This is a genomic window from Luteimonas sp. R10, from assembly GCF_045689605.1.
Lineage (GTDB): Bacteria > Pseudomonadota > Gammaproteobacteria > Xanthomonadales > Xanthomonadaceae > Luteimonas.
The window spans coordinates 3988508-4000951 of the sequence record NZ_CP141262.1; the positions used below are offsets into that span (position 1 = coordinate 3988508).

8 protein-coding genes are annotated in these 12444 nt (G+C 72.6%); 1 reads left to right on the forward strand and 7 read right to left on the reverse strand.

The features are described from left to right. Positions 1-65: 65 nt before the first annotated feature. Positions 66-2021: an acetyl-CoA hydrolase/transferase C-terminal domain-containing protein gene (locus U3649_RS17405; RefSeq protein WP_407352549.1), complete on the forward strand. Its 1956-nt coding sequence runs from the start codon at positions 66-68 to the stop codon at positions 2019-2021. 224 nt (positions 2022-2245) lie between these two features. Here U3649_RS17405 and tkt read toward each other — a convergent pair whose 3' ends face one another. From tkt to U3649_RS17440, 7 genes are all read right to left on the reverse strand, one after another. Beyond that, positions 2246-4249: a transketolase gene (tkt, locus tag U3649_RS17410; protein WP_407352550.1), complete on the reverse strand. Its 2004-nt coding sequence runs from the start codon at positions 4247-4249 to the stop codon at positions 2246-2248. Positions 4250-5002: 753 nt separating this feature from the next. Beyond that, the gene (locus U3649_RS17415; RefSeq protein WP_407352551.1) at positions 5003-6307 is read right to left on the reverse strand and encodes a dicarboxylate/amino acid:cation symporter; all 1305 of its coding nucleotides are present in this window, start codon (positions 6305-6307) and stop codon (positions 5003-5005) included. A gap of 191 nt (positions 6308-6498) precedes the next feature. Beyond that, the gene (locus U3649_RS17420; RefSeq protein WP_407352552.1) at positions 6499-8166 is read right to left on the reverse strand and encodes a BatD family protein; all 1668 of its coding nucleotides are present in this window, start codon (positions 8164-8166) and stop codon (positions 6499-6501) included. Then, the gene (locus U3649_RS17425; RefSeq protein WP_407352553.1) at positions 8163-9905 is read right to left on the reverse strand and encodes a tetratricopeptide repeat protein; all 1743 of its coding nucleotides are present in this window, start codon (positions 9903-9905) and stop codon (positions 8163-8165) included. The genes U3649_RS17420 and U3649_RS17425 overlap by 4 nt, the downstream gene beginning before the upstream one ends. Then, the gene (locus U3649_RS17430) at positions 9902-10972 is read right to left on the reverse strand and encodes a vWA domain-containing protein (protein WP_407352554.1); all 1071 of its coding nucleotides are present in this window, start codon (positions 10970-10972) and stop codon (positions 9902-9904) included. Before U3649_RS17430 ends, U3649_RS17425 begins: the two co-directional genes overlap by 4 nt. After that, positions 10969-11421, reverse strand: a complete 453-nt coding sequence (locus tag U3649_RS17435) for a DUF4381 family protein (protein WP_407352555.1) — start codon at positions 11419-11421, stop codon at positions 10969-10971. The genes U3649_RS17430 and U3649_RS17435 overlap by 4 nt, the downstream gene beginning before the upstream one ends. Beyond that, positions 11418-12407, reverse strand: a complete 990-nt coding sequence (locus U3649_RS17440; RefSeq protein WP_407352556.1) for a DUF58 domain-containing protein — start codon at positions 12405-12407, stop codon at positions 11418-11420. Before U3649_RS17440 ends, U3649_RS17435 begins: the two co-directional genes overlap by 4 nt. Positions 12408-12444: the final 37 nt, after the last annotated feature.

The following is a 12444-nucleotide window of genomic DNA, read 5'->3' on the forward strand; positions in this document are numbered from 1 at the left end:
ACTGGAGATTACGCCTGTAATCGATGTTGTCAAGCCGGTCCCGCCGCCGATGCGATACTCACGACATGAATACGCCTCGCCTGTTCGACGATCTCGAAAGCGCCGTCGATTTCCTGCTCGAACGCGTCCCGGGCCCATTGCACGTGGGCGCCCCGCTCGGCCTGGGCAAGCCGCACCGGCTGCTCAACGCGCTGTACGCGCGGGTGGAACCGGACCCGTCGCATCCGCTGACGCTGTACACGGCGCTGTCGCTGGATCCGCCGCCTGCGGGCGGCGCCGGCCTGGAGGGGCGCTTCCTGGCGCCGTTCGTCGCCCGGCACTTCGGCGAGGATTTCCCGCGCCTGGCCTATGTGCAGGCGATGCGCCGCGATGCCTTGCCGGCGCACGTCGTCGTCGAAGAGTTCTACCTGCAGTCCGGCGCCCTGCTCGGTTCGTCGCAGGCGCAGCGGCGCTACGCCAGCCTCAACTACACCCACGTCGCCCGCGCGCTGGCCGATCGCGGCCTCAACTGCATCGTGCAGAAAGTGGCCGCGAACGAGGACGGCACGCGGCTGTCGCTGTCGTCGAACACCGACCTGACCTTCGATGCGGTGGACGCGGTGGTGGCGCGCGGATTGCCGCGCCCGCTGCTGGTCGCCGAGATCGATCCGCTGCTGCCGTGGCTGGACGGCACCGCCGCCGTGGACGCGTCGTACTTCGACGCGGTGGTCGCGCCGCCGCCGCCCTACCCGCGGCTGTTCGGCCTGCCGCGGCAGCCGGTGGGCGACGCCGAGTACGCGATCGGCTTCCGTGCCAGCGCGCTGGTGCGCGACGGCGGCACCCTGCAGATCGGCATCGGCGCCCTGGCCGACGCGCTGTGCCACGCGCTGGCGCTGCGGCATACCGACAACGGCGCCTATCGGCGGGTGCTGGCGGCGCTCGATCCGGCGCTGGAGTCGCACCCGGCGGTGCGTGCGTCCGGCGGGCTGGCGCCGTTCGCGCAGGGGCTGTACGGCTGCAGCGAGATGATCAACGAAGGCTTCAAGCGCCTGGTCGAGGCCGGCGTGATCCGGCGCAAGGTGGTCGACAAGGCGGCGCTGATGCGGCGGATCAACGACGGCGACGCCAGCGACCTGGACCGGGAGCTGGTCGAGCGCGACGGCGAGTTCCTGCACGGCGCGTTCTATCTCGGCTCGCCCGACTTCTACGCCTGGCTGCGCACGCTCGACGACGACACCCGCCGCGGCATCGGCATGAAGCGCGTCGGCGAGGTCAACGAACTGTACGGCCTGGACGAGGGCCTGGAACAACTGCAGCGCCGCGACGGCCGCTTCTTCAACACCTGCATGATGGCCACGGCGCTGGGCGCGGCGGTCTCGGACGGACTGGAAGACGGGCGCGTGGTCTCCGGCGTCGGCGGCCAGTACAACTTCGTGGCGATGGCGCACGCCTTGCCGGACGGCCGTTCCGCGCTGCTGCTGCGCGCGGCGCGCGACAGCGGCGGCAAGGCCGCATCGAACATCCGCTGGAACTACGGCCACGTCACCATCCCCCGGCACCTGCGCGACCTCTACGTGACCGAGTACGGCATCGCCGACGTGCGCGGCGAGGTCGACGAGGATTGCGTGGTCGCGATGGCTGGCATCGCCGACGCGCGCTTCCAGCAGGCGCTGCTGGACGAGGCGAAGCGATCGCGGAAACTGCGGCGGGACTTCGCCGCGCCGGAGGCCTGGCGCCGCAACACGCCGCAGCGGCTGCGCGAGGCGCTGGCCCCGCTGCGCGCCGACGGCACCCTGCCCGACTATCCGCTCGGCAGCGACTTCACCGATGTGGAGCAGCGCCTGGTGCGGGCGCTGGCCTGGCTGAAGCAACGAACCGCGACCACCGCCGGCAAGCTCGGCACCGTCGTCACGGCGCTACTGCACGGCCACAGCGGCGATGTCGAGGCGCTGCGGCGCATGGAATTGGAAGTGCCGCGCGGGCTGGACGAGCGCATCGAGGCTCGGCTGCTGGCACTGGCGTTGCGGCGCACCGGATCCTAGGGCGAGTCGCGACTCCCGTCGCTCCCACGAGCGCGCAAGTGCCCGGGTCGGGGCGGCCACGCCGACCACGTCGGCATTGTGCGATGCGTGGCCTCGACAGGATCGGCCTGCGCGACACGATGGACGCCACCAGGCGGCCAAGAGCGGAACAATGTGGGAGCGACGGGAGTCGCGACGGCGCCGAACCGCCAGTCGCGACTCCCGTCGCTCCCACAAGGGCTGTCTCAGGCGAGGCCTTTCACCGCGGCGACGACGTTGTCGGCGGTGAACCCGAAGTGCTTGAACAGCGCGCTCGCCGGCGCCGAGGCGCCGAAGCGGTCGAGGCCGACCACGGCGCCGTCCAGGCCGACGTACTTGCGCCAGAAGTCGGTGATCCCCGCCTCGATCGCCACGCGCCGGCGGCAGGCATTCGGCAGGACCGATTCGCGGTAATCCGCGCCCTGGCGGTCGAACACGTCGGTCGAGGGCATCGACACCACCCGCGTGCGCGCGCCATCGGCGTCCAGCGCCGCCTTCGCCTCCATCGCGAGACCGACCTCGGAGCCGGTGGCGATCAGGATCGCGTCGGGCGCCCCGCCCTCGGCGTCGGCCAGCACGTAGCCGCCGCGCGCGATCGCCGCCACCTGCGCCTCGCCGCGCGCCTGGTGCGGCAGGTTCTGGCGCGAGAACACCAGGCAGCTGGGGCCGTCGTTGCGCTCGATCGCGGCCTTCCACGCCACCGCCGACTCGACCGCGTCGCAGGGCCGCCAGACGTCGTTGTGCGGGATGTGGCGCAACGACGCCAGGTGCTCGACCGGCTGGTGCGTGGGGCCGTCCTCGCCCAGGCCGATCGAGTCGTGGGTGTAGACGTGGATCACGTGCGCGCCCATCAGCGCGCCCATGCGCACGGCGTTGCGGGCGTAATCGCTGAACACCAGGAAGGTGGCGTCGTAGGGGATGAAGCCGCCGTGCAGCGCCAGGCCGTTGCTGATCGCGGTCATCGCGAACTCGCGCACGCCGTAGTAGACGTAGTTCGCGTCCGGATCGTCGCCGGCCGCGGTCTTGCTGCCGCTCCACAGGGTGAGATTCGAGCCCGCCAGGTCGGCCGAACCGCCGAGCAGCTCCGGCAGGTGCGGCGCGAACGCCTCGATCGCCATCTGCGACGCCTTGCGCGAGGCGATGCTCGGACCCTCGGCCTGCAGCTTGGCGACGTAGGCGTCGGCGGTGGCGGCGAAGTCGCCCGGCAGCTGGCCGTGCGAGCGCCGTGTCAACTCCTCAGCCAATGCCGGATGGCGCTGCGCATAGGCATCGAACAGCCGGTTCCACTGCTCCTCGCGCACGGTGCCGGCGCCGGTGGCGCGCCAGCCGTCGTAGATCTCCTGCGGGATCTCGAACGCCCCGTGCGGCCAGTCCAGCGCCTTGCGCGCGGCGGCGATCTCGTCGGCGCCGAGCGGTGCGCCGTGCGAGGACTCCTTGCCGGCCTTGGTGGGCGCGCCGAAGCCGATCGTGGTGCGGCAGCAGATCAGCGTCGGCCGCTCGTCCTGCGCCAGCGCGGTGTCGATCGCGGTCCTGATCTCATCGGGGTCGTGGCCGTCGATCCCGCGGACCACCTGCCAGCCGTAGGCCTCGAACCGCGCCGGGGTGTCGTCGGTGAACCAGCCGGCGACCTCGCCGTCGATGGAAATGCCGTTGTCGTCCCAGAACGCCACCAGCTTGCCGAGCTTGAGGGTGCCGGCGAGCGACGCGGCCTCGTGCGAGATGCCCTCCATCATGCAGCCGTCGCCCATGAACACCCAGGTGCGGTGGTCGACGACGGCGTATTCGGGGCGGTTGTAGCGCTGCGCCAGCAGCTTCTCCGCCAGGGCGAAACCGATCGCGTTGGCGAAACCCTGGCCGAGCGGACCGGTGGTGGTCTCGACGCCGGTGGTGACGAAGTTCTCCGGATGCCCCGGGGTCTTGTAGCCGAGCTGGCGGAAGTGCTTCAGGTCCTCCAGCGGCAGGTCGTAGCCGGACAGGTGCAGCAGCGCGTACTGCAGCATCGAGCCATGCCCGTTGGACAGCAGGAAGCGGTCGCGGTTGAACCACTTCGGGTTGCCGGGGTTGTGGTTGAGATAGTCGTTCCACAGCACCTCGGCGATGTCGGCCATGCCCATCGGCATGCCCGGGTGCCCGGATTTGGCGGCTTCCACCGCGTCGGCGGCGAGGAAGCGGATGGCGTTGGCGAGGTCGCGGCGGGTCGGCTTGGTCATGGAGTCCGGAGGTGGCTGGCGGCGCGTGCAGGCGGGCCGGTATTGTCCCATGCTCGCCCGCCTCGTGTCCGAGGCGCCGATGGCGAGACCCTATCGCTCAGGCAGACCCGCACTCATGTGGGAGCGACGGCAGTCGCGACGCCACCGTCCCTTCGGCTGCCGCCCAGCCCAGCCCGCCATTTCCATGGCGTTGTCGGTGAAGAACGGCAACGGCTTCGGTTAGCCGCACAAGGCGGGAGCAGCACCGGGGCATTGCTCCGCCCTTCGGTCCGGCCATCCATGGCCGGACTCAGGGCCGCTGCACATCCATGTGCAGCTCTCCGCAATCCCCCCGGCACGGCTCCCGCTCCAATCCTCGTCGGCTTCGGATGGAGGGCCTCCGGGCATCCGAAAGCGAATGACCGGTGTGGGGCCCGGGCCGGGGCATGCGGAGAGCAGGCCATGGATGGCCTGCGGCGGCGAGTCCGCCATGGATGGCGGACCGAGCCGGGGAGCATGCCCCGGCCCGGGCCCCGCTGTTTCCGGAGCCGACGACCTGCCCGGAACCATCATCACAACGGGGCTTGTCTGATCACGAGGTTGGCTGAAACGGCTATTCACTGGATGCCGCCCGTGGCGACGGGGCTAGTTGGTCGTCACGGAAGGAACAGCTTGGCGCGGGAGCATGTTCCGGCCCGAACGCCGCTGCTTCCGAAGCCGCGCCAGGCAATTCCATACGCTAAGGCGAACGGAAACATTCAGCGAGGCTGGCGATCACGCCGCCTGCTGCAGCGGCTCCGCCTTCGCCTCGCTGCGCCCGATCACCACCGATCCGGCCATGTCGCCGCCGACGTTGACCACGGTGCGGCACATGTCGAGCAGCCGGTCGACGCCCAGGATCAGGCCGACGCCCTCGGGCGGAATGCCGAACATCGCCAGGATCATCGCGATCACCGGCAGCGAACCGCCGGGGACGCCCGCGGCACCGACCGAACCGAGGATGCACAACACCAGGATCATCACCTGCTGCACGAGGCTGAGTTCCACCCCGAAGAACTGCGCCAGGAACAGCACGGTGATGCCCTCGAACAACGCGGTACCGTTCATGTTGGCGGTGGCGCCGAGGGTGCAGACGAAGCGCGCGACCCGGCGCGGCACCCCGAGATTCTCTTCGGTGACCTTGAGCGTGGTCGGCAGCGAGGCGCTGGAGGACGAGGTCGAGAACGCGGTCAGCAGCGCCGGCTCCGCCCCGCGCAGGAAGGTCAGCGGCCCCATGCCGCCGAACAGGCGCAGCAGCAGCGGGAACACCACGAAGAAATGGATCGCCAGCGCCGCCAGCACGGTGCCGACGAAGCGCGCGAGCTGCAACAGCACGTCGACGCCGAGCTTGGCGGTGATCGAGAACAGCAGCGCGGCCACCGCGTATGGCGCCAGCGCGATCACCCAGCCGATGAGCTTCAGGCAGATGTCGTATACGCCCTGCACGGCGTCGACGAAGCTGCGGGTGCCGTCGCTGCGGATCACGGTGGCGGCGACGCCGAACATCAGCGCGAAGAACATCACCGCGATCAGGTCGCCGTTGGCGGCGGCCTCGACCGGGTTGCGCGGCACGATGTTGAGCAGGATGTCGATGCCGGACACCCCCTCGCGCGCGGTCGCGATCTCGACCGCGCGATCCGACGACGCGGCGAGCAGCTCCTGCCCCACTTCCGGCGGCAAGCCGGTGCCCGGCCGCAGCAGGTTCACCAGCACCAGGCCGATGCTGACGGCGATCGCGGTGACCGCCAGCACCCACAGCAGGGTCTTGATGCCGATGCGGCCGAGCGAGCGCGGATCGCCGATCTCCACCACGCCCAGCACCAGCGCCGAGAACACCAGCGGCATGACCAGCATGAACAGCAGGCGCAGGAACAACTGGCCGATCGGGTCGGTGACGTAGGCGATCAGGCCCTCGAGCCAGGCCGCCTCGCCGATCAGCAGGTTGGCGGCGATGCCGGCCGTGGTGCCGACGACGAAGCCGATCAGCATCTTGGTATGCAGCGGCATCCCCGGCGGAGCGGTCGCGGTCGGCTCGGTCATGCGGGGCGGTTCCGGTGGGACAGCGGGCAGCTTAGCAGCGCCAGGCAATCCTTTCCGCCGCAGCGATGATAGGGCCGTCGCCACGGGTGCGCCAATGGCCCGCGAGATACGCCCTGCCATAGCCGCCCACACCGGAGCGCCACGCGCACGCTGCCGCGCCCATATGACGACGGACGCCCGCCCGCGAAAAATCATTCCGGATACAGCGGCGGCAACGGCGATGGCTTGGCGGCCGCCGCCGCCGGCGGCCGGCGCAGGCCGCCAGCGAACGCCTCGCGCACGGCGGAACGCGCCGCCGCCGCGTCGCCACCCGCCCAGCGTGCGCGCTGCAATGCGTCGAGCGCCGCCCGCTGCGCCGGATCGGCCAGCTGCGCGCGCAACGCGTCCAGGTCGTCGGCCGGCGGCGATGCCAGTCCGCAAAGCGCGTCGGCCACCTCGCCCAGGTCCGCAGTATCCAGCGCGGTCCGCAAGCGCCGCAAGCGCGCCGCGCCGGAGCCGCCGCCGTGGGTCGGCGCGCTGACCGGCGCGTCCGATTGCGCCACCGGGCGCCGGTGCAGTGCCCACATCAGCGTGCCCAGCCACAGCAGCGCGAACAGCACCGTCGCCACCGCCCAGGGCCGCACTTCGCCCTGCACGCCGGGCACCCGGATCCAGCCCTGGTCGTCGCCACTGGCGGCTGTCACGGGCGCGGACGGGACGGCGTCCGCTGGGAGCGCCGCAGACCCGCCCTCCACTTCCAGGCCGAAATCGGGCAACGACGCCGTCCGCGCACTCCCCGCGCGCACGTCCCACCATTGCAGTTGCGGACCCCGCACCTCCAGTCTGCCGGCGCGTGCGGGCACGATCGAGAAGCGGCGCGTGAGCCGGACCTGGGGACGGCCGCGATCGAAATGCTCCTCGATCTCAGGCGGTTCGGCGAAGACCTGGGCGCCGTCCACCTGCAGCTCCGGTGCGACCAGTTGCGCCGCGGTCGCGCCGTCGGCGCGCAGCTCCATGACCACGGTCGCGGCCTCGCCGACGCGGGCCGATTGCGGCGTCTGCAGGTAGCGCACGTCCAGTCCGCGCAACGGCAGCCACGGTTGCGGCGCGCCGTCGGGGATGGGCGCGATCTCGAGGAAACGCGGTGCGCCGCTGGCGCGCAGGGTGCGCGAGCCGCCGCCGAACACGTCGTCGAAGAAACTGCCGGTCCCACGGCCACGGAACTGCGCGCCCGGGACGGTCAGCGTGCCGCTGCGCTCGGGGATCAACAGGAAACGGCGCTCGACCACGGTATAGCGGCGGCCGTCGATGTCACGGCTGTACTGCAGGTCGTTGCCGATGCGCTGCAGCGATGCGCCTTCGGGCTGCGGCTGCTCGAGCTGCCCGGACACCAGCGGCGTGGCGTAGTACAGGCGCAGCACGTAGCCGATCGCCTGCTGCACGTAGCCCTGCTGGCTGTCGGCCTCGGCCTCGATGAAGGTCACCGCGCCGGCGCGCGCGGGCGCCGTGCTCGCCGGGCTGACGGTCATGGTCAACGGCTGGGTGCGCTCGCTGCCGACCCGCAGCGCCGGCACCGTGACCAGGCCTTCGCGCCGCGGCTCCAGCGCGACGGCGAACAGCACCCGGGCTCGCGTGCGGCCGTTGACGGACTCGACCCGGCGGCTGCTGGTATGTCCGCTGACCGTGAAATCCCGGTCCAATGGCGACCAGTCCGGCGCATCCACGCCGATCTGGTCGGTCTCGACGTTGAGCGTCGCGGTCTCGCCGAGTTCTACCCGGTCGCGGTCGAGCCAGGCACGGGTCTGCGCCTGCGCCACGGTGGGCAGCAGCAGCAACCACAGCAACAAGAACCACGGCAGGTGGCGGCTCCACGGCATCATCGGCCGGTTCCTTCGCGACGGCGGCGTTCGTGTTCGAGTTGGAATTTGGCGCGCAGCAGGCCGCCCGGGTCGTCGGGCACCCGCCGCAGCCAGGCTTCGTTGGCCTCGCGCTGCTCGCGCGCCTCGGGAGTTTCCGCCGGCGCCGCGGCGGCGGTACGTTCCTCGTCGCCGGCCTGCCGCGGCTGGCTGGCCTGGCGCATGCGTTCGCGTTGCGCGTCGTCGGCCCGTTGCTGCGACTGTGCGTCTGCAGGCTCGGGCGCCTGCTCGGCATCGTCCGGCCGGTCGCCGGACCCCGGCTCGCCGTCGCTGTCTTGCGGGGAAGGCTCCTGCCGCGGCTCTCCGTCCTGCGGGGCCTGGGGCGGCTGCCCGGAGCGCTGCTCGCCGTCGGCATCGGCGCGCGGGCCCGATGGCGGCTGCCGTCGCATCGCCGCTTCCACTGCCTGCCGGTTGGCGATCGCGTCCTCCATCCCCGGCTGCGCCTGCAGGGCCTGGTCGTAGGCAGCGATGGCCTCCTCATAGCGGCCGGCCTTCGCCAGCGCGTTGCCGCGGTTGTACGCGGCCTCGGCGCCAGGCAAGCCCCGCCAGGCGCGCTCGGCGGCGGCGAAGTCGCCGTTGCGGAAGGCCTCGATCCCGCTGCGCATCCGCAGGTATTCGGCCTGGTCGCCGCGGCGCCACAGGCCGCCGACGGCCGGTTGCCGTGCCGCCGCCGATGACGGCGGCGGCTGCGCTGCCACGGGCGGCAGCGGCAGCCACAGGCACAGCAGCAGCGCGCCCAGGACACCGCCGCGGCGGAAGGCGAACGCCGCCAACAGCAACAACGGCAGGAGCAGCCAGTAGCCGTCGTCGAGCCGGACCCCGGCGCGGCCGCCGCGGGCGGTGCCGGCCGCGGCGGCCGCGTCCAGCACACCGAGCGCACGCAGGTCGGTGTCGGCGGCGGCGATGCCGGCGTAACCGCCGCCACCCGCGCGCGCCAGCGCACGCAGCGCGTCCGCATCCAGCTGCGCGCGCAGGATGCGCCCGTCGGCACTGCGATAGGTCCCGCCGCGGGCGCTGCCGAGACCGAGCACCGAGACGCGATAGCCGTCGCCGGCGGCGGCGACGGCCGCGCGCTGCGCCTCGTCGTCGGCATCGCCGGTCAGCAGCAGGATCTCGCCGTTGTCGAACCCGGCGCGCCGCAGCAATCGCGCCGACCAGTCGATCGCGCGCCCGGGCCGGCTGCCGTCGACGGGCATGATCTCCGGCGACAGCGCATCGACGAACAGCGCGACATTGGCCGCGTCGGCGGTCAGCGGCGCGACGGTGAACGCATCCCCGGCGAAGGCGACCAGTCCGACCTGCCCGCCGGCGCGTTCGCGCAGCAGCGCGTCGATCTTGGCCCGCGCCTGCAGCAGGCGCGACGGCGGCAGGTCGTTGGCGAGCGCGGCGCTGGAGAGGTCGACGGCGATCACCAGCGGCATGTTCGGCTGCCAGAGCGGCTGCGTGCCGTGGCGCCAGCTCGGCCCGGCCAGCGCCAGCACCGCGAGCGCGAACGCCAGCAAGGCCGCCGCCAGGCCGCCGATGCCGCGCGTGCCTGTCCGTGCGTCGAGCAGATGCGGCAGCAGATGCGGGTCGACGTTGTCGCGCCAGGCGCTTCGCGCCTGCCGCTGCGCCCGCCACCACCAGGCGAGGACCGGCAGCGCCGCCAGCGCCCACAGCCAATGCGGACGGAGGAATTCCAACGCGCCGAACAGACTGCTCATGCCCGCGCTCCTGCCGCTCCGGACCGGCGCCGACGCCAGCGCCGCAGCCGCGGCAGCAACAGCGCGTCCAGCCCCAGCAACAACGCCAGCCCCAGTGGCCAGTAGTATCGTTCGACGCGCGGGCGGACCGATTGCGCCGGGCGCTCCACCGGCTCCAGGCGGTCGATCTCGGCATAGATGCCGGCGAGCTCCGCGGTGTCGCGGGCGCGGAACATGCGTCCGCCGGTCATCGCCGAGACGCGCTGCAGCGTCGCCTCGTCCATCTCCTCGCCGCCGCCGGATCCGCGCACGCGGAAGCCGAACATCGACAGCTCGCCGCCATCGCCGCCGAAGGCGATGGTGTGGATGCGCACCCGGGCGTCGCGCGCGAGTTCCGCGGCCTTGACCGGCTCCAGCAGGCCCGCGGTGTTGACGCCGTCGGTGAGCAGGACCAGCACGCGCTCGCCGGCCTCGGCGCCGTCGGTTTCCGCGCGCAGGCGCTTGACCGCCAGGCCGATCGCATCGCCGATCGCGGTCTCGCGCCCGGCCAGGCCGATCACGCTATCGAGCAGCTGTTCGCGCACCGAGTCGCGGTCGAGCGTGAGCGGCGCCACCGCGTAGGCGCGGCGGCCGAACACCAGCAGGCCGACGCGATCGCCGGCGCGCCGGTCGAGGAAATCGGCGATGACCGCCTTGGCGGCGGTGAGGCGGTCGACGATGCGGTCGCCGAGCAGCATGTCCTCCTCGGCCATGCTGCCGGACAGGTCCACGGCCAGCATCAGGTCGCGCCCCGCCTGCGGCGGCTGCACCGCCTCGCCGAGCTGTTGCGGCCGGGCCGCGGCCACGCACAGCAGCGCCCAGGCCAGCGCGCCGAGCCACAGGGCCGGGCCGCCGGCGGCGCACGCCGGCCCGCGGCCCTCGGCGATCGCGCCCAGGCGTTCGCCGTACGGCACCCGCAGCGCGGCACCGCCACTGCGCGCCGCCGGCAGCAGGGCGCGCAGCAACCACGGCAGCGGCAGCGCCAGCAACAGCCACGGCCAGGCGAAGCCGTCGAGCCCGAAGGGCAACCAGGACCAGTCGCCGCTCACGGCCGGCCCGTGGTCCACTCGAGAAACCGCGCCCGCGCGACCGTGCGCAGGCGTGCCAGTTGCGTGGCATCGACGTCGCGGCTATAGCCGCCTTCGAGCAGCAGGCGGCCTTCCTCGCCAGCGAACGCCGCCTGCTTCGCGTCGCGGTCGAGGAAGCGCAGCCACGCCTCTCCGTGCAGGCCATCCGCGTCCGGCTCGCGCCGCCGCGCGGCACGGCGCAGCAATTCCGAGATCGCGGCGACGGCGGCGGCCGGCGTGGCCGCGCCGTCGACCGTGGCGTCGAACAGGCGTTCCATGTCCTGCCGGCGCCGGTGCCGGCGCCGGTATGCCCACAGCAGCGCCGCCACGACGGCCAGCAGCAATGCCGCCAGCAGCCACCAGCCCGGTGCGGGCGGCCACCAGGACGGCGCCGGCGGTTCGTGGATGTCGCGCAACACCAGCGCGCTCACGCCGCCCCCCGCGTCGAGAACAGCGGCAGCCAGGCATCGCTGGCCGCGTCGCCCGAAAGCGCCTGTACGCGCACGCCGCGCGTGGGCAGGGTCGCCAAGGCGGTGCGCAGCGGCGCGTCGAAAGCGTTGCGCCAGCGCTGCCGCTGCGCGGCGACGCCGAGATCGAGTTCGATCCGCTGCTGCCCGCTGCGGAACGGCAACGCCGCCCGGGGCGGATCGCGTTCGAGCGGGTCGGTCAGCAGCAACACGACCACCTCGCCGTGCATCGCCAGTGCCGGCCAGCGGCGGGCCGGGACGGCGGCGATGCTGGCCGGATCGGCCAATATCAGCAGCCGCGAGCCGGGGCGCAGCAGCCTGCCGGCATGGTCCAGCGCGACATCGAGCCCGGCATCGTCGCCGGGCGGCTGCGCATACCAGCGCACCAGCGCGTCCAGCACGCGCAGGGCGCCGCGCGGACCGGCCGCCGGCGGCACCGGCGCCTCGGCGGCGCTGCCCCGGAGCGCGGCGATCCGGTCGCCGTCGCGCACCGCGGCCCAGGCGCCGATCGCGCCGGCGCGCGCCGCCTGCACCGACTTGAAGCGCACGCGGGTGCCGAAGTACAGCGCCGGCGCGGTGTCGGCGACGATCAGGGTCAGGCGCTCGCGCTCGGCCTGGTAGAGCTTGGTATGCGGGCGGCCGCTGCGCGCGGTCAACCGCCAGTCGATATGCCGCGCATCGTCGCCCGGTGCGTACTCGCGCGATTCGGCGTACTCCATGCCGCGCCCGCGCAGCGCCGACGGCGCCGGGCCGCTGGCGCCGTGGCGGCCGCGCCGCGGCACGCGCCGCGCGGCCGCCAACGCCCGCAGCGCGACCAGTTCGGCGAGCGTCGGCCGGATGCCGTTGTTGAAGTCGTGATTCTTGATTGGTGATTCGTGATTCGGAAAAGCCTCGGCCTCGCGAGAAGCGGCGATCTCCGTTCTTCCCGTCCTGGCAAACGCGATCTTCATCTGTGGACCCTTTTCCGTCTTACGCTCTTGCGAATCA